16 protein-coding genes are annotated in these 17,649 nt (G+C 46.4%); 12 read left to right on the forward strand and 4 right to left on the reverse strand.

Features of this window, described 5'->3' with window-relative positions; translation table 11 throughout:
* The first annotated feature begins 139 nt into the window (after window positions 1-139).
* From BREVNS_RS08625 to BREVNS_RS08640, 4 genes are all read left to right on the forward strand, one after another.
* Window positions 140-1,396 (forward strand): hypothetical protein, encoded by a 1,257-nt coding sequence (locus BREVNS_RS08625; RefSeq protein WP_483426605.1) that lies wholly within the window; start codon window positions 140-142, stop codon window positions 1,394-1,396.
* Between the two features lie 119 nt (window positions 1,397-1,515).
* Window positions 1,516-2,247 carry a putative ABC transporter permease gene (locus BREVNS_RS08630; protein ID WP_483426606.1) on the forward strand — a complete coding sequence of 244 codons (732 nt, stop codon included), beginning with the start codon at window positions 1,516-1,518 and terminating at the stop codon, window positions 2,245-2,247.
* 15 nt (window positions 2,248-2,262) lie between these two features.
* Window positions 2,263-2,712: an HD domain-containing protein gene (locus tag BREVNS_RS08635; RefSeq protein ID WP_483426607.1), complete on the forward strand. Its 450-nt coding sequence runs from the start codon at window positions 2,263-2,265 to the stop codon at window positions 2,710-2,712.
* 10 nt (window positions 2,713-2,722) lie between these two features.
* Window positions 2,723-3,607, forward strand: a complete 885-nt coding sequence (locus BREVNS_RS08640) for a dihydroorotate dehydrogenase (RefSeq protein ID WP_483426608.1) — start codon at window positions 2,723-2,725, stop codon at window positions 3,605-3,607.
* On the opposite strand, the gene BREVNS_RS08645 is transcribed toward BREVNS_RS08640, so the two are convergent.
* Genes BREVNS_RS08645 through BREVNS_RS08655 form a run of 3 tightly spaced genes read right to left on the reverse strand, consistent with a single transcriptional unit; the run spans window position 3,591 to window position 6,812 of the window.
* Window positions 3,591-4,517, reverse strand: coding sequence for a GGDEF domain-containing protein (locus tag BREVNS_RS08645; protein ID WP_483426609.1), 927 nt, complete (start codon window positions 4,515-4,517; stop codon window positions 3,591-3,593). The genes BREVNS_RS08640 and BREVNS_RS08645 overlap by 17 nt on opposite strands.
* A gap of 16 nt (window positions 4,518-4,533) precedes the next feature.
* Window positions 4,534-5,874 carry a hypothetical protein gene (locus tag BREVNS_RS08650; RefSeq protein WP_483426610.1) on the reverse strand — a complete coding sequence of 447 codons (1,341 nt, stop codon included), beginning with the start codon at window positions 5,872-5,874 and terminating at the stop codon, window positions 4,534-4,536.
* On the reverse strand, window positions 5,871-6,812 hold the full coding sequence (locus tag BREVNS_RS08655; protein ID WP_483426611.1) for a biotin--[acetyl-CoA-carboxylase] ligase: 942 nt from the start codon (window positions 6,810-6,812) through the stop codon (window positions 5,871-5,873). Before BREVNS_RS08655 ends, BREVNS_RS08650 begins: the two co-directional genes overlap by 4 nt.
* A 1,059-nt stretch (window positions 6,813-7,871) precedes the next feature.
* On the opposite strand from BREVNS_RS08655, the gene BREVNS_RS08660 reads away from it, so the two are divergent.
* From BREVNS_RS08660 to eno, 8 genes are all read left to right on the forward strand, one after another.
* On the forward strand, window positions 7,872-8,477 hold the full coding sequence (locus BREVNS_RS08660) for a trimeric intracellular cation channel family protein (protein ID WP_483426612.1): 606 nt from the start codon (window positions 7,872-7,874) through the stop codon (window positions 8,475-8,477).
* A gap of 606 nt (window positions 8,478-9,083) precedes the next feature.
* The gene (locus tag BREVNS_RS08665) at window positions 9,084-10,253 is read left to right on the forward strand and encodes an ABC transporter substrate-binding protein (RefSeq protein WP_483426613.1); all 1,170 of its coding nucleotides are present in this window, start codon (window positions 9,084-9,086) and stop codon (window positions 10,251-10,253) included.
* A gap of 64 nt (window positions 10,254-10,317) precedes the next feature.
* Window positions 10,318-11,247, forward strand: coding sequence for a branched-chain amino acid ABC transporter permease (locus tag BREVNS_RS08670; protein ID WP_483426614.1), 930 nt, complete (start codon window positions 10,318-10,320; stop codon window positions 11,245-11,247).
* On the forward strand, window positions 11,247-12,167 hold the full coding sequence (locus BREVNS_RS08675; protein WP_483426615.1) for a branched-chain amino acid ABC transporter permease: 921 nt from the start codon (window positions 11,247-11,249) through the stop codon (window positions 12,165-12,167). Before BREVNS_RS08670 ends, BREVNS_RS08675 begins: the two co-directional genes overlap by 1 nt.
* Complete coding sequence (locus BREVNS_RS08680) at window positions 12,164-12,943, forward strand: ABC transporter ATP-binding protein (RefSeq protein ID WP_483426616.1); 780 nt, start codon at window positions 12,164-12,166, stop codon at window positions 12,941-12,943. The genes BREVNS_RS08675 and BREVNS_RS08680 overlap by 4 nt, the downstream gene beginning before the upstream one ends.
* Window positions 12,940-13,689 (forward strand): ABC transporter ATP-binding protein, encoded by a 750-nt coding sequence (locus BREVNS_RS08685; protein WP_483426617.1) that lies wholly within the window; start codon window positions 12,940-12,942, stop codon window positions 13,687-13,689. The genes BREVNS_RS08680 and BREVNS_RS08685 overlap by 4 nt, the downstream gene beginning before the upstream one ends.
* Window positions 13,690-14,265 (forward strand): manganese efflux pump MntP, encoded by a 576-nt coding sequence (locus BREVNS_RS08690; protein ID WP_483426618.1) that lies wholly within the window; start codon window positions 13,690-13,692, stop codon window positions 14,263-14,265.
* An 88-nt stretch (window positions 14,266-14,353) separates the two neighbouring features.
* Window positions 14,354-15,658, forward strand: coding sequence for a phosphopyruvate hydratase (eno, locus tag BREVNS_RS08695; protein ID WP_483426619.1), 1,305 nt, complete (start codon window positions 14,354-14,356; stop codon window positions 15,656-15,658).
* A gap of 56 nt (window positions 15,659-15,714) precedes the next feature.
* Here the strand turns inward: eno and BREVNS_RS08700 are convergent, their stop codons facing one another.
* Entirely contained in the window at window positions 15,715-17,643 is a 1,929-nt protein-coding gene (locus tag BREVNS_RS08700; RefSeq protein WP_483426620.1) for a FecR domain-containing protein, read from the reverse strand.
* Window positions 17,644-17,649 lie beyond the last annotated feature (6 nt).

A 17,649-nucleotide genomic window follows, 5' to 3' on the forward strand; every position in this document is an offset into this window, starting at 1 on the left:
CTTTGTCAAATGTGAAAATAGGTATTCAGTTTCATATGTGGAACGACAAAAAAACCATAAAAAATTCTTCAAAAACACTTGTTTTTTTTTTCTATTTATGGTAGAATGAAGATAGAGAATTCTCGCGAGGGAGGTAATTATGAGAAAATGGATAACCGGAAGTCTGGTTTTACTTCTTGCTCTTTGGTTTGTCGGTTGTTCTTCTGTTCCCAAAAAGGAACTGGAGGAAGCAAAAGCTGCCATAGAAAAAGCTCAGGCTGTGGATGCTTCTTTGTTTGCCTCTTCGGAGCTTGCCGCTGCACAGAATGATTATGATGCAGCTAACAAGTTTGTCGAAGGAAAGAAAAACAAAGAAGCCAAAGAAAAGGCTCTTTCTTCCAAGCAAAAGGCAGAAGAAGCTTATAAACTGGCACGTGAACGCCGAGCCGAAGATATCTATCAGAAAAATGTGGCTCTTATGAATCAGATTAAAGATAATTTTGGTGAAAAGCGTGCTCCTGAAGCGTATCAGGATGCGGTGGCTTCGTTTAGTGCCTTTGAGGCTACCTATGCGAAGAAAGATCCTGATGCCACCTATCAGGAGGGGACAAAACTCTACGAGAAGTTATCTCCTCTTGCTCAAAAGTTGGTTGCCGATGTAGAACAGGCGACGGCAGCGGTGACTTCAGCCCAGGATAAGTACTATGCTGCAGAAAATCGTGATATTGTGAAAACCTACGCTTCTCAAGAGCTTTCTGATGCTGCGGTTATTCTTCAGAGAGCAAAAGAAGCGCTTGCAAATGGTGATCTTGAAGAAGCCATTGCCCTTGCGCAGCAGGCCTCTGCTCTTATTGATGGGGCTGTAGCCAAAGCAGAACAGGCCTATCAGAGAGAGCTGGCTACCCAGCAGCAGCAACAGGTGAAGCCGGCAGGGGAGGAGACTAATACTCAGAAGCAAAAGGCTGAACAGTATATTGATGAGGCCAAGAAAAAACTCGAGGAACTCCGAAAGCGTCGAAGTCCGGGAAGTAGCTATCTTCCTGAAGCTCGGTTTAGCTATCTTGCTGCCGGTGTAGAAAGTACCGAAGAGGTAAGTGATGCCCTTGTGGAAAAGTATATCAAATTAGCTGAGGATGCTTATGCTCGAGAAGAGTATCTTGATGCTATTGATTATGCTCGTGAGGCTATTCGGCTTGCCGATATGCTCCTTGCTATGGAAGAGGCTGCGACATACACCGTGAAACTCAACCCAGCCAATAGAGACTGTCTCTGGAAGATTGCCGGGTATATGTACGATAAACGTTACTGGCTCTGGCCTATGATCTGGAGAGCAAACAAGTACCAGATTAAGGATCCGGATCTCATCTATCCTGGACAGGTGTTCAAGATTCCTCCTATGGTGACAGAGACAAAATAAGAGAAGAAAATGGATTTTTGAAAAGAAGGCCTGTCGAGAGACAGGCCTTCTTTTTTGAAAAAACTTGTCTGAAAACGTTTTTTATGGTATTATTATAGAAAATAAAAGAGGCGGTTTTTATGGAGGTATTTTCACAGGCTGTTCTTTATTTTTCTACTATGGCTTTTGGGGGATGGATAATTGAAACTATTTTCCGTTCTATTCAGCAGAAAAAGCTTGTCAATCCAGGTTTTCTTCAGGGGCCATTTGTGGCTGTGTATGGTTTTGGGGGACTCGGTATCTATGTGGTCACGCTTCTTTTGCCTTTTGAGCGATGGGGGGGATGGGCGTGGGTGGCGATCCTTCTTCTTCCTTCTGTGGTAGAGTATATAGCAGGCTGGTTTACGGAGACGTTTTTTCATCTCAAACTCTGGGATTATAGCGATCTTCCCTTTCATCTTCATGGGAGGATTTGTCTTCTTTTTAGCATTTTTTGGGGAATACTCGCTATTGTTGTGGTATTCTGGGTACAACCTTTTGTCCTTTCACTTCTTGAGAGGCTCTCTCTTGAGTGGCGGTGGCTTCTCACAGGATGGCTCAGTATGTATCTTGCTGTAGATTTCTGGTTTTCAGCCAGGATGTATCAGAGGTATGCTCGCTGGGTAGCGCACCTGAAGGAGAATTTAGCCCAGCTTCCTGAGAAATTTTCTTTTCCTTCCCTTTCTGTTCGTGAGACACAAAGGTACTTTCGCCACCTTTTTCAGCCTCTTTATGCCTTTCCTCATCTTGCCAAACAGTTTCGAGAGAGGGTAAAGGAAGTACCAGAGTCTTTTGTGGAATTTATCAAGCGTTTTCTTCCGAAAGACGAGTAGAAGAGGGTGAGCCTCATGATTCTCAGAAGGCATACCTATGCGGTGGTACGTCAGCCGGTGTATTTGCGTCTCAAAACAATTCGACATCATGAAAAGAGTATTTTCTATCACAATCTCCGTGTGGCAAGGGTAGCCTACCGCCTAGGGAGAATGATAGAGAAGATCAGTCGATGGCGTATGAAGCGAAAAGCTCTCATTCGAGGGGCGCTTCTCCATGACTTTTTCTTCTATGATTGGCGAAGAGAAAGGCCCGCCAGTGGCAAGCTTCACGCTTTTGAGCATCCCAAGGAATCTTCCAGGCACGCGGAGAGGTTTTATTCAGCCACTCGTCGGGAGAGAAATATTATTCTCTCTCATATGTGGCCTCTTGGGATGTCATGGCCGCGGCATATGGAGAGCTGGCTTGTTACCGTGGCCGACAAATGGGTATCTTTGAAAGAATTTTACCGAAAATGGTTTCGATAAGGAGAAAGCGGTGTTTGAGACAAAGATTGGTTCGCTTATTTTCAAAAATCCGGTGCTTACCGCCTCGGGAACCTGGGGTATGGGAGAGCCTTTTGCTGATTTTTATGAGTATGGTCTTTTGGGAGGAGTTGTTTTGAAAACACTCACCCCTTCTCCCAGAAAGGGGAATCCCCCTCCCAGGTTGTATGAAACGCCGGCGGGTCTTCTCAATTCTATAGGCCTCGAAAATGAAGGATTTGATGCCTTTGAGAGGCGGATTTGTGAGGAGAATCCCTTTTCGTTGTGGAAGACAAATGTGATTGTAAGTATAGCGGGTGATGAAGAGGAGGATTTTGTCCGGCTTTCGGAGAGGGCGTCACGACTTCCTGGTATTGCCGCTATAGAAGTGAACCTGAGTTGTCCCAATGTTCATGCGGGGGGAGTAACCTTTGATGCCCGGAAAGAGGATGTCTATCGTATTGTTTCGAAGGTAATGGAAAAAGCCTCTCTTCCTGTTTTTGTGAAACTCAGTCCTCAGCATGATTTGGTGGGAAATGCTAAGGAGGTCGAAAGGGCAAAGGCTTGCGCGGTGACTATTTCCAATACCTTTCTTGGTCTTGCCATTGATAGCCAGAAGAAGTCCTTTGTCTTTGCAAGAAAGTTTGCGGGTTTTTCTGGTCCGGCAGTCAAACCTCTTGCTTTGGCCAATGTCTATCGGGTAGCTCAGGCGGTGAGCCTTCCTATTATTGCCAGTGGAGGAGTGGCCTCTGGGGAAGATGCTCTGGAATTTCTTTTGGCTGGAGCCAGTTTGGTGGAGATAGGGACCATGGCTTTTGTGAAACCAAGACTTCCCGTTGAGGTAGTGGAGTTTCTTGAAAAAAGCTGCGGGAATGTGCGACCTACTCCCCTTCCCTGATTTCGCATATTACCTTGTTTTTGCCGGAGCGCTTTGCTTGATACATGAGGTGGTCGGCTCGCTGGATGGCGCTTTCAAGGCTTTCTGGGGGAGAGACGGTGGTTGCCCCTATCGAGGCGGTGATGGTGATAAGTTTCCCTTCCTGTTCAATGAATTGAGAAGCAATGAGTTGTCTATAACGTTCGGCAACAGCCGTGAGATGTTCAGGGTTATCCAGGAAAACTATAACGATAAACTCTTCTCCTCCCCACCGGCAGAGAAGATCAAAGGGACGCAGGGTATGTTTGAGGGTGGAAGCGGTGTTGAAGAGTATCTTGTCTCCCGTTTCATGGCCATAGGTGTCGTTGAACTGTTTGAAGTTGTCGATGTCAATAAAGAGAAGCCCAATAGTTTTTTTGAAGGAGATCATTTCCTGCAGTCGGGAATAAAAAAGGCTCTCAAGCCCACGTCTATTGAGGGTTTCTGTGAGAGGGTCCTGGAGGGCCATTTTGAGCAGATCCTCTGTGTCGATGAAAAATCCCTGCCACAGAGGGGAGAAGAGTTCAATGGCGTATATCTCGGTGGGGCGAGAGGACGAAGGAAAAAGAGTCGAAGGGAAAAGAATACCCTTGATATGCACAGGGAGTCGATAGCCTTTTTTGTGGTGGAGAAAAACATTGGCTTCGATAAAGGATTGTCCCTGGAGAATCTGAACCATAGGACACCCCAACTCACAGAGATTGGTGCCATTCTCATCTATGTGTCTCAAGATATTGTCTTTACAGGATTTTCCTACGACCTCGCTTGCGGCAAAGCCTGTGATTTTCTCTGCGGCCGTATTCCAGAAGAGGATGGTACGGTTTTGATTAAGGATATAGGCACCTTCCTGGAGCTGGTTGAGAAAGTCTCTCATGAAGGGAGGAATGGTCATGGATTCTCCTTTTTGCTTATAATCGGCCGAGACGTCGTAAAACATAAATCGCGGTGAGAAATCTCTTTTGAGACTCCTCAATACGATAGTCTCCCCAGTTCTGGAAAGAAATAACTCCTGAACGGATATCCTCAAGGAGGTTTTTCATCGTGGGCGAAAGGAGGGGTAAGGGGATATTCAGGGGTTTGAGGGCATAGATACACGGAGCTACGCCGATTTCATAGGTGATGAGTTCAAGTTGCCAGGGAAAAGAGAGGGTGGAGAGAACAGCGGAGGTTTCCTCTGGTTGGATGAGTTCTTTGGCTTCTAAGGTAAACCACTGTTTCACAAAAGCCATGGCTTCTTCTGCTCGTTCATCCAGGGGTTGGGTGAGCCACCACAGGCGATCTTCCCGCAAAATGTCAAGTCCTCTTCGAGAGAGAGCGTTTTGCCACCAGGAGAGAAAGAGGTTCTCTGGAACAAAACTTCCATAGGCGGCTATGGAACGGGTTGGCAGGTTACTCACGTATCTTTGTTTGATTTCAAGGGGAAGATGAACAAAAGAGCTATGCCAGTGTTCGGCAGTGGGAAGAAAAGAGAGAAGATTCTCGGTGGTTTGTTTTTTTCTGAGATCAGCGTAGCTTTTCAGAAGAGTTACATGGGTGGACAGAAGTCCTGTGTGGCGAAAAAGGTTATGATGGATAAGGTATTTCACCTCCTCGGCCCAGCGGTACGTTTTTCCCCGTCTGTAGCCTGCCATGAGTTCTCTCATCTCCTGACGAACAGAGCGGGAGAGATTATCTATCAGTCGTTTTCCCTTTTCATCTAAACTCCAGATGTAGGCGGCGAGCATGTCCACAGAGACAATATTCTGAGAGAGCATCCAGTTAAGCAGCCACTGGAGCTGGTGGTCTGGAAGTGAGGTAATCATGGTCTCAAAATCAAAGGGTGGGCGGGTGAGAGCGGCCTGAAACCAGTGGGAGAGTTCTTCGAGAAGGAGGTCTCTCTCGGTGAGAGACGATTCTTTTCCAGAGAGAAGGTGGATGAGGACCTGGATATCCAGAGAGGAGAACCCAAGGACAAAAGAACGGGTATCAGAGGAAAACCGGAGGAAAAAGTAGTCTTCAAGGGGAAGTGGAGGAAAGGATGATTTCTTTTGCAGATGAACCCCAGAGGGGAAAAGCCGTTTCTGATGAGAAAAAAGGGTATTGAATTCGTCTTCAGAAGGGAAATTTTCCACAAAGAGCGGCAGGAGACGATCAATCCCGAAAGGTTTATAATACATCCGCAGTCCAGCCGGAGAAAGAAGGGGAGGAGATGAAGAAACAATCTCAACGTGCCAGCTGGGAGGCGCAAAAAGGTAGGCCCATCCGATCATGATTTTGAGAGAAACAGGTCTCCAGAGTAGACTTTTTCGATTGATTGGTCTGTTTGAATGATGGCAATACCCTGTTCATTGATATCGATAAAGGTTCCTTCGATAACCTTTTGGCCGGTGTCAATTCGTACTTTTTGACCGAGTCCCATAAGAGCGTTTCTCCAGGCTTCATAAATAGAAGCAAAATCACCGCACCCGTATTGGTGAAGAAGATCAAAAAATCCGTTGAGGATTTCTGAGAGAATGATATGCCGATCGAACTCCTTGCCTGTCAGGGACTTGAGAGAGAGAGCGTGTGGAAGGGAGGGAGAGGAATTGACATTGATACCCACGCCAAGAATAAGGGTACGGAGACGATTCTCTTCGGTAAGCATTTCTGAAAGAATACCACAGACCTTTTTGCCCTGAATATAGATATCATTTGGCCATTTGATGTGTGTGGTGGTGTTGACTATCGGAAGCAGAACACGATACACAGCAAGGGCCATCATAATGGTGTACTGATAGTAATGGCACACATCGGTATTGAGGGGAACCGCCAGCGAAAAGGCAATGTCTTTGCCTGTTTCAGATTCCCATTGACGGCCAAGGCGTCCACGACCGGCATACTGCTTGTCGGTAAAAAACACGGAAGGTTTTTCATGACGCACCATAACTTCCTTGGCCCAGAGGTTGGTGGAATCCACTTCTGGTTTGTAGAACCACTCAACAGGGTAATGGCAAAGAAGAGAGAGTTTTTCTACGATCCAGCGGTTTTCTGGCAGGGTGTGGAGTCGGTATCCCTTTTTCTTGATGCAGTCTATGCCATATCCTTCTTCGATAAGACTCTGGACATGTTTCCAGACAGCAGTGCGGGAAAGTCCCACCTCTTCAGAGATCCGCATGCCGGACACAAACTCGCCCTGATTTCTCAGAAGGGTTTGAAGAACGGGATCCATGTGTTTTCCTTTTGATGTATTTTATGAGAATAGGATAACAGTATTATAGAACAAACAGGGAAGAAAATCAAGTTTTCAGGCTTTTGAATACTTTTTCTGTCGTTCCACATTCATACAGAATGGTTATCTTCACACAAAAACTGAATACTCATTCGACCATCTCTTTTCTTTCAGTTTTGAGCTATTTTTGTTGCCTGTCTTCTTTCTTCTACGAAGCGCTTCCGCGCAGGACAAAAGGGGCTTCGCCCCTTTTGAAAACCCCGTCCCCGCCCCTGCGGCGGTTTTTGTAGCCACCGACCTGTCTCCCGTGGTGCGGGCTGGAACAAAAACCTGTAACCCCGCTCTCTTCTGTAGCCGCCCGGAGACAGCCCTCCTTGTCTGACCCCGGGCTTCCTCGCCACCTCCTGTGGCTCGGCCAGTGGTGAAAAGACGATGGCTTCCATTACCAGCCCGCGGGGCGCGTGTTCCCTGCAGGGGCTTCTCTCAGGTGACACCGCAGGCAGGGGCGGGGGCATGGCGACGGGTTAGCAAGAAGAGGGCTTTCTGAGACCAAAAGGCCCGGGCTATTACCCTGTTTCAGCCAACCGCCTCATTGGTTAAACATTTAACCTTTCTCTATACCCCCCCCATACCTCTTGCTATCACCTTGTTTCAGCAAAACACCCAATAGGTTAAACGTTTAACCTCACTCTATACACCCCACACGCCTTTGGCTATTCCCATGTCTCAGCAAAGCCTCCGCGGCTCCGCTTCGGTGGCCTTGCGGGCAAAAGCAACAGAAAATGTCGCCCCGGGTGCCTCCTGCACCCTCACTCCGGAAGGACTTCCCCCTTACGACAAAGGACGCACAACCGCAAAAGCGGCCCGGTGGGGTACAGAAAAAAGGGTGAAAGAACAGAGCTTTCTCGTGTTATTTCCCTGTTCATTAAGAAATGTGGAAATAGCTATTCAGTTTCCTATGTGGAACAACAGCTTTTGAATACTTTTCCCTGGTTTTCAAAAGGGAAAGGTGTGCGAAAGAAGAATTTTTATGGTATAATAAAAGAAAAAGAGGTTGGTATGGAGAATGTGCTTTTTGTTCTCAATATAGTGGGTATTGTAGCGTTTGCGATTTCCGGGGCCATGAAGGGAATGAAGTATTCGCTGGATATTTTGGGGGTGGTAGTTCTCGGTATCTTGACAGCCCTTGGCGGGGGAATGGTGAGAGATGTTCTTCTCAATCAGGTGCCTATGGCTTTGTTGCACGAAAATGATCTAGGATATGCGATTGTGGCTTCTGTGATGACCTACTTTTTTGGCAAAAGAATTCAGAATGTGACATCATGGGTGAGGTATTTTGATGCCCTTGGGCTTGCTGTGTTTACGGTGGTAGGGGCGGAAAAAGGTATTCAGGCCTCATTGGGTATTTTGGGCGTGGTAATTATGGGAACGTCCACGGGGGTAGTGGGAGGAATGCTACGGGATATTTTGGTGAGTGAAATTCCGTCCGTGCTGAAAGAGGAGATTTATGCTTCTTTTTGTATTGTGGGTTCGATGATGTATTATTTTCTTTTTCGTTTTGGGGTTTCTCATCTTGTTACCTTGTTGGTGGTGGTGTGTTTTATCTTTGTCGGGAGGGTTCTTGCGATACGGTACGATTGGCATCTTCCTAGACGAAGCTTGTGAGAGTGTTGGCTATCACTCTGTTTCAGCTTGTGGAAGGAAGATCTCCTCTTTTTTCAAAAGAATGGGGTGTATTTGTAGGGCCTGTAGTGTCTTATAGGATTTTTGTTTGAGAGAAGGAGATAACAGGGGGTAATTTGCTGAGACAAGGTAATAGGGTCTCTCTTTCTCATCTAAGAGAAGGGGACGGGGAGCTTTTGCTATTACCATATTTCAGCTACGCAGGTAGCTTTTGCTGAGACATGGTAATAGCCGGGACTCTGTGGAGGACTGTATTTTCCTGCTGAAACATGGTGAAAACCATCGCGAAGGTTTGTATAGAGGTAGGTTAAACGTTTAACTAATCGGATAAGAAAAGCTCTCCTTTTTTCAAAAGAAGGTGATGTATTAACTTTTCTTACCAAGGTTTAGATTCTTTTTGTTTGAGAAAAGTGGATAACACGTAGCTCTTGTTGCTGAAACAAGGTTATAGCCGATGGGGTAATATTCACAAAGATGGCAAGAAAATCATAACAAGCCTTTTCCCTAGCGATGCTTCTTGTTTGCAAAAATAGTTTCTCTTGCTTATAATAACAGAAGAGAAATCTTTTGATGAGGAGGAGAAAACGTATGAAGAAGGTGCTTTTGTCGCTTGGTCTTGTGCTTTTGGTGTTGGGATGTGCTTCCAAACCCAAGGAAATTGCTGTGGGATTTATTGGGCCTCTCACAGGGGATGCAGCCAACTACGGGAAACTCTCCCTTCAGGCTGTTCAGATTGCTCTGGAAGAGATTAATAGCCAGGGTGGTATTGCCGGTCTTCCTGTGAAGCTTTACGTGGAGGATGATGAGGGTAAGCCTGAAAAGGCCAATGCTGCTTTTGAAAAGCTCTACGGTGTGAATAAGATTTATGGTTTTGTAGGACCTATGTTTTCTTCCTGTGCTCTTGCTATTGCTCCCAAGGCACAGGCTGCCAAGGTGGTAATGATCTCTCAGTCGGCTACTCACAAGGATGTGACTTCGAAGGGAGATTTTATCTTCCGCAATGTGCTTTCTGACCAGCTTCAGGCTGAGGTTTTTGGTCGCTATGTGGCTGAGAAGCTTGGTATCAAGAAGGTAGCTATCCTCTATATCAAAAACGATTACAGCCAGGGTCTTGCCATGGACTTCAAGCGGGTCTATGAGGCAAGTGGTGGCCAGGTTGTGGCTGTAGAAACGGGTGTTCAGGGAGACAAGGATTTCAAGACCCAGCTTACCAAGATCAAAGAGGCAAATCCTGAGGCTTTGTATATTCCCAATTACGTGGCAGAGATGGCACAGATTCTTGAACAGGCCAAACAGCTTGGGTTGAATGTGAAGATTCTCTCTGCTGATGGGTTCTCTAATCCTGAGATTTTCGCTCTGGCAAAGGATCTTGCTGATGGAGTGATTTTCTCCAACTCTGCTGATGAGAGTGGTATCAAGAATCCTCTTCGTGAAAACTTTGTGAAACTGTATCGTGAAAAGTATGGTGAGGATCCTGACGCCTTTGCTATCAATGCGTACGATGCCTTCAAGGTACTTCTTTTAGCTATTAAGAATGCTGCTGAGGGTTCAACTGATGGCAAGATTGATCGTACCAAGATTCGTGATTTTCTGTTGAATCTCCAGGGGTATCAGGGTGTTTCTGGAACCATCACCTTCTTGCCTTCGGGTGATGCTATCAAGAATGTAGGTATTTTTGTGGCTGATGCGAAGAACAAAACCTACAAACAAACCGCCGTATACAAAGTAGAGAACGGCAAACTTGTAGAAGTAAAGTAAAGAACCTATACCGGGCGGCATTGTGCCGTCCGGTCGTTTTTATTTTTAGTTTAAGGAAGGGCTTATGATGCTTTTTCATCTTTCCTGGTCAGAGATTGCCCAGCATGTGGTGAATGGCATAACGCTTGGCAGTATTTATGCCCTCATTGCTCTTGGATATACCATGGTCTATGGGATTTTGAAGTTTATCAATTTCGCCCATGGGGAGATTTTGATGATGGGGGCGTATGCGGGATATTTCTTCTACCTTGGGCTGAATGGGGATATGCTTCATCCTTATTCTCTTTTTCTGTTTCTTGTGGGGATGGTGGGGGCCATGGGAGTAAGTGCTCTGTTGGGGGTAACCGTGGAGAAACTTGCCTATAAGCCGCTTCGTCAGGCTCCTCGTTTAGCTCCGCTTCTGAGCGCTATCGGGGTTTCTATTATTCTCTCCAATTTAGCGGCTTTTCTCTTTGGAACAAAGTCAAAACGGCTTGATTATCCCTTTGCCAATGAGACCATTCTTTTAGGGACGGTAGCGATTACGCCCCATCAGATTCTGATTGTGATATCCGCCCTTGTGTTGATGGTGACCCTGAAGGTTTTTGTCGATTATACACGACTGGGAAAAGCGATGCGGGCGACCAGTCAGAATATGACGGTGGCCAAACTTATGGGGATTGATACGGATTTTATCATCTCTTTGACTTTTGCTATTGGTTCGGCGTTGGCGGCTGCTGCCGGTATGCTTGTGGCGCTTGAGATCAAGATTTATCCCACCATGGGAACATTAGCCGGTCTCAAGGCCTTTGTGGCAGCGGTTTTTGGTGGAATCGGGAATATCACCGGGGCTATGATTGGTGGAGTACTTTTAGGGGTGATTGAGACCTTTGGGGTGGCTGTGCTTGGGATTCCTCAGGGTCTTCGGGATACGGTAGCCTTTACCATTTTGATTTTGATACTTCTCTTTCGTCCATCAGGACTTCTTGGAAAAAAAGAACGGGAGAAGGTGTAATGCTGAATTTTCTTTTTCTTCTGATTATCTATATGGAAATTTATGCCATTCTTGCCTTGAGCCTCAATCTGATTGCCGGTTATACGGGGCTTCTTTCTCTCTGTCATGCTGCCTTCTTTGCGATTGGAGCCTATACAACAGCCATAGGAACTACCATAGGTGGCTGGAATTTCTGGTTGGTGCTTGGACTAAGTGGGATTTTTGCCGCTATGCTTGGATTTCTTGTAGGACTTCCTACCCTGAGACTCAAGGGAGACTACTTGGCCATAGCCACGCTTGGCTTTGGGGAAGTGGTGAAGAATGTGATTATCAACTGGGATAGTCTCACCCGTGGTCCAAATGGTATCAATGGGGTTCCTGGTCCGGTTTTGTTTGGGATCCAGTTTGGGTATGATACAAGTGTAGGCTATGTTATTCTGTATGCCCTTTTTGTTGTAGTGACCTTTTTGTTTATCCGGCGGCTTGTCCATTCTCGTTTTGGGAGGGCGCTTGAGGCTATTCGTGAAGATGAGGTAGTAGTAGGGGCAATGGGCATCAATGCGGTGAAGTACAAGGTGGTGGCTTTTATGATTGGGGCTTTTTTTGCCGGGATTGCGGGTTCTCTTTGGGCGGTGTATAATCAGTCCGTGGCTCCACAAACCTTTGATTTTATGCTTTCTGTTTTGATTCTCTGTATGGTGGTGTTGGGTGGACTTGGGAATTCTCTTGGGGCTCTTTTTGGGACGATGGTACTTGTGCTGCTTTCGGAGGCCCCTCGTCTTACCGGGCTTACCAGTGTGATTCCGGCTCAGTTCAATCAGATTTTCTTTGGTCTTCTCTTGATTGTGGTGATGATTTTCAGGCCTCAGGGTGTGCTTGGTCGCAAACGTATCTCGTATGAAAATGAGGTGGCGAAGATTCTTGAGAGGAGGTCGTTGTGAAGCTTCTCTATACGACCTGCCTGAGAAAGGAGTTTGGTGGTCTTGTAGCGGTCAACGATGTGGATTTTGAGGTAGAAGCGGGAACGATTACAGGCCTGATAGGTCCTAATGGGGCTGGAAAAACCACCCTTTTCAATACCATTACCGGTCTGGATGAACCGACAGAGGGGTATGTCTTTTTTGAGGGGAGGGATATAACGGGGTGGCCTGCTTATCGGATTGCGAGACTTGGTATTTCAAGAACCTTCCAGAATATACGGCTTTTCAAAGAACTCAATGTATTTGAAAATGTGATGATAGGCCGTCATTTCAAGGGGACCCATCCTTTCAAAGGACCTCTTGGTATTTTGAATGCCTTTTATGCGTTGGTAAACTCCCGGAAAGAAGAGAGAGATATCTATGAGAATGCGTGGAAGTGGCTTGAGTTTGTCGGGGTGGACAAGTACCATGCTGAACTTCCCGGCAATCTTCCCTATGGAGTTCAAAGAAAGGTAGAGATTGCCAGAGCCCTTGCCATGGAACCAAAGCTTCTCTTTCTTGATGAACCGGCAGCAGGGATGAATCCGGTAGAAACGGAGGATCTGATGGGGCTTATCCGACGGATTCGGGATTTGGGGATTACGGTAGTTCTCATTGAACATGATATGAAACTGGTGATGAATATTTGTGATACCATTACCGTACTGAATTATGGTCAGAAAATTGCCTCGGGAACACCACGGGAGATACAGCTTCACCCTCAGGTGATAGAGGCCTATCTTGGGAGAGAGGCATGAAAGAGATTATCCTTCGTGTGGAGAACGCCCACGTCCAGTATGGGGGCATTCAGGCTTTGAAGGGGGTTAGTGTAGTGGTTGGTCGGGGGGAAATTGTGACCCTCATCGGAGCCAATGGTGCAGGTAAAACCACTCTTTTGAAGGCTATTATGGGGATAGAACCTCTTTCTGAGGGGAATATCCTGTATAAGGAAAAGACCATTTTTGAGACCTATTCTGATCGTTCTCATGGCAAAAGTACTCCTACCCATCTTTTGCCCGGGATGGGGCTTGTGCTTGTGCCGGAGGGGAGAGGAATTTTTCCTGAACTCACCGTACGGGAAAATCTTGAGATGGGAGCCTTTTTGCAAAAGGACAAGAAACGTATAGAAAAGAATCTTTCCGAAGTATATCAGTGGTTTCCTGTTTTGAGGGATAGGTCTGGTCAACGGGCCGGATATCTCTCTGGTGGAGAACTTCAAATGTTAGCCATTGGACGGGCGATGATGGCAGAACCGGAGCTTTTGCTTCTTGACGAGCCTGCGCTCGGCTTAGCTCCTCTCATGGTACAGAAGATCTTTGAAATTATCACCAAACTGAATACAGAGAAAAAATTGTCCGTTCTTCTTGTGGAACAAAATGCCAGACAGGCCCTCAGGATTGCTCATAGAGGATATGTCCTTGAAACAGGGAAGCTTGTGCTCGCTGGTAGTGGTCAGGAACTTCTGGATAATCCAGAGGTGAAGCGGGCCTATTTGGGGGGATAAATGGAGTGGTGGACCCTTTTGGGGATAGCCGTAGGGCTATCTCTTGATGCGTTGACGGTTTCTCTGACCAATGGCTTTATGATGCAGACGATGAGGTGGCGTTATGCCTTTCGTATAGCCTTTGCCTTTGGTTTTTTTCAGGCTCTTATGCCCCTTGTGGGGTGGCTTGCCGGTTCTCAGCTTGCCCTTATTTTGCGAAAATGGGAACACTGGATTGCCTTTGGGCTTTTAGCGTATGTGGGTGGCAAAATGATATGGGAGTCTTTTTCAGCGGATGACTGTGAAAGGAAAAGTTGTGTGGAAGTTCCTGTGCTTTTGATGATGAGTATTGCGACAAGCCTTGATGCCCTTGCGGTAGGAGTGACGATTGGGGTTCTTGGGCAGGCGATTATTCTCCCGGCTTTTGTGATAGGGCTTGTGACTTTTGTGATCTGTTTTTTTGGGGTGTATGTGGGTCAGAGGCTTCAATCGATGTCAGTAGCCCTGCAAGAAAAACGTTTTGAATGGGTGGGTGGCGTGGTTCTTATAGGGATTGGGTTAAAGATCCTTGTGGAGCATCTTTTGAAGGGGATTTGAGAAGTCTCTTTATTTGACAGGCTTTTTTTCTTTCGCTATAATAATGCAAATTTTGAAGTGAGGCAGAGAATACAAGAGGAGGATATATATGTCAACAATTATTGATGTTCATGCCAGAGAAATCTTTGATTCTCGTGGTAATCCAACGGTAGAGGTAGAGGTTGTTCTTGAAGATGGAACGATGGGGCGTGCTGCGGTTCCCAGTGGGGCATCGACAGGAGAGAGAGAGGCTGTAGAGCTCCGGGATGGTGACAAGAATCGTCTTCTTGGGAAGGGTGTGCTCAAGGCTGTGGAGAATGTGAATAACACCATCGCTGAAGAGATTGTGGGATTGGATGCTCTCAATCAGGTTGAGATTGATAGAATCATGATAGATCTCGATGGAACCGAGAACAAGAGTAAACTGGGTGCCAATGCTATCCTTGGTGTTTCTATGGCAGTGGCTCATGCAGCCGCTAATTATCTTGGCTTGCCTCTGTATCGCTATCTTGGTGGTACCAATGCCAAGATTATGCCTGTTCCCATGGCCAATATCATCAATGGTGGAAAACATGCCGACAACAAAGTGGATTTTCAGGAGTTTATGGTGATGCCGATTGGCGCTGATAGCCTCAAAAAGGCTGTTGAAATGATCGCTGAGGTTTTCCACAATCTGAAGTCTATTCTCAAAAAGGCCGGGAAAAATACCGCTGTAGGTGATGAGGGAGGTTTTGCTCCTGATATTGATAACGAAGAGGGTATCAAGTATATCCTTGAGGCTATTGACAAGGCTGGTTACAAGGCTGGGCTTGATGCTGATTTTGCCATCGCGATGGACTGTGCCTCTTCTGAACTTTTTGAAGAGGGAGGCAAGAAGGGTTATCGTTTCTGGAAGTCTAACCCTGACAAGATCTTCTCTACTGATGAGATGATTGAACTTTTAGCCAAGTGGGTGGAGAAGTATCCTATCATTTCTATTGAGGATCCTTTTGATCAGAACGACTGGCAGGGATACGAGAAATTTACCAAACTTCTTGGACACAAGATCCAGATTGTTGGTGATGACCTCTATGTGACCAATCCTTCGATTCTCAAGAAGGGAATTCAAACCAAGGCTACCAACTCTATCTTGATTAAGCTCAACCAGATTGGAACAGTGACCGAAACCATTGATGCTGTTCAGATGGCTCAAAAGGCAGGCTTTACCGCTGTTGTGTCTCACCGAAGTGGCGAAACCGAAGATGCCACCATTGCAGACCTTGTTGTGGCTCTCAATACTGGCCAGATCAAGACAGGTTCTCTCTCGAGAACAGACCGTATTGCCAAATACAATCAGTTGATTCGTATTGAAGAGGAGCTTGGTGAGTTCGCTATCTATCCTGGCAAAGCAGCCTTCTACAATATCTACAAGTAAATCTTCCATGAAACAAAAAAGCCGCCCATTTTCGGGCGGCTTTTTTTATGAAGCTTCTAAAATCCCATCTGGGTTGTTATCCCAAAGGTATCCTTTGACGAAAGATTTCCTGTGAGAGGGTCAATTTCATAGTATCTTTTGAACTGGATACCTATGAATGCCCCGGCCGAAATAGCGTAAAAGACCGAAGCACTCACAATACTTCCGTTACCCGGGAAGGAAGTAAAGAGATCCCCAAGATTGAAGTTCATCCTGTCGTAAGCTAGAGAACCATATCCCCATTTGATGACCCCCTTTTCGATGCCGGCTTCCATGTGAAGGGTATTCATATTGACAGTGATATTGGTTTCATAAAGAGGGAAAAGATGTTCATACTGCATCTTCACCCAGCCAAGACCCTTGAAGGTTTTGCCGGCTTCCACTAAGAACCCAGAGTAATCCTCGTTATCACCAAAGAGGAGGTTTACATATTTGGCGCTGCGACTCACGTCATAGGAGGTGTCCACGTAGTTTATGATAAACCCGTCTTGGAGATAGCGATATTCTGCCCGGAAGTCAATGATCAGAAGGCTTCCTTTGAGACCAGTAGCCCAACCAAAACCTTTGGCATTGGTCGATATATTGAGGACTTTGTCCTGGTAGCCAAGGGTGGCGATATCCGAGTAGAGCACCATAAAGAGAGCCTCATTTACCTCAAAGAGAGGGAGATCGATATCGGCAGCATACCCAAAGGCAATTTGTTCATTGGTGAAGAGGGACACTGGTTGCCGATCATAGAACCCTGAGATACCAAATCCCAGTTTTCCAATGAGAGGTTTTCCTGAGAAAGGACGGACAAAGAATCGTGCGCCTGCCATATCCCAGACAAAAGCATTTCCTGTGAGCACTTCAAAACCGACAACCTTTCCATCGACTTTGATCTGGCTTCCGACTTTTCTCACAGCCGGGAATTCGAGATCGTTAGCGTAGTTGTTGATGAGAATGCCATGTCCGAGTGTCATATTCGGGAGAGAACCAATACGGAAAAGAAGCCACTTGTTCTGGTATTCGAGGAAGCGGATCTTGAGGGCAAGGTCGTGAAGACTATCATCAAAAGAGCTAAAATCCCATTCACTAGCGTTGTACCAGCGAGAGGGATAACCAAGGTCGTCAAAGGAGATGAAGTACACAGGGATATAGAGTCCCACACCAAAATTGCCTATACGAAGCACAGGGCTGAGGATAATCTTGTTCCAGAGCTGTCCGTCGATATTTTCTCCTCCTACTGCCCAGTCAAAGGAAAAGCCACTCCCACCTGGTTTGGGTGCAGGTTTTTCTTGTTGAGGTTTGGGTGCCGGTTCCTGTACGGGTTCTGGCTCTTTTGATGGGGTTGGTTCTGGCTCCGTGGGCGAGACGTATTCCTCATCAAAACTCTTGATCTCCTCTGGTTTGGCTGGTTGAGGACTGGGGAGGGGGGATGTTGTGGCTGGAAGAACGAGTTTTTGTCCAGCATTGACAATTTGTGGAGGTTGGCTTCTTGCTGGATCAATGACCTCCACGGTACCCTCAGAGACGACCACAGAGCCACCAATTCCCGGTGTAAAACTCACCCCAAAACGGGTACCACGGACGGCAGCTACAGCGGTTTCCGTTTCTACTTCAAAGACGGTTCCCTTTTTTTTCTGAATTTTGGCAAAGAGTTTTCCGATGGTGAGTTTCAAAAGATTTTTGGAAGAAGCGTCTTTTTGCAGGTTAGCCACCTGTACGACCGTTGTGCCCAATAACTGAACGGAAGAACCATCCGCCCAGACAAGTTCAAGGGAGTCGTTTTTTCCCGGGACTCTTACTGAGGCCGAAACAGGGACTTCCATACCATATTCTACAGCTGTCCATGTCTGTCCATCGAGCGAATATTCACAATTTCCTATAAAGGCACCAATTTTCACCGTTTGTGCAAACAGTACACTACTGAGAACCCAGAAAGCTATGATAATCCATCTTTTCATATCCTA

The organism is Longinema margulisiae, assembly GCF_025266855.1.
Classification (GTDB): Bacteria; Spirochaetota; Brevinematia; order Brevinematales; family Thermospiraceae; genus Thermospira.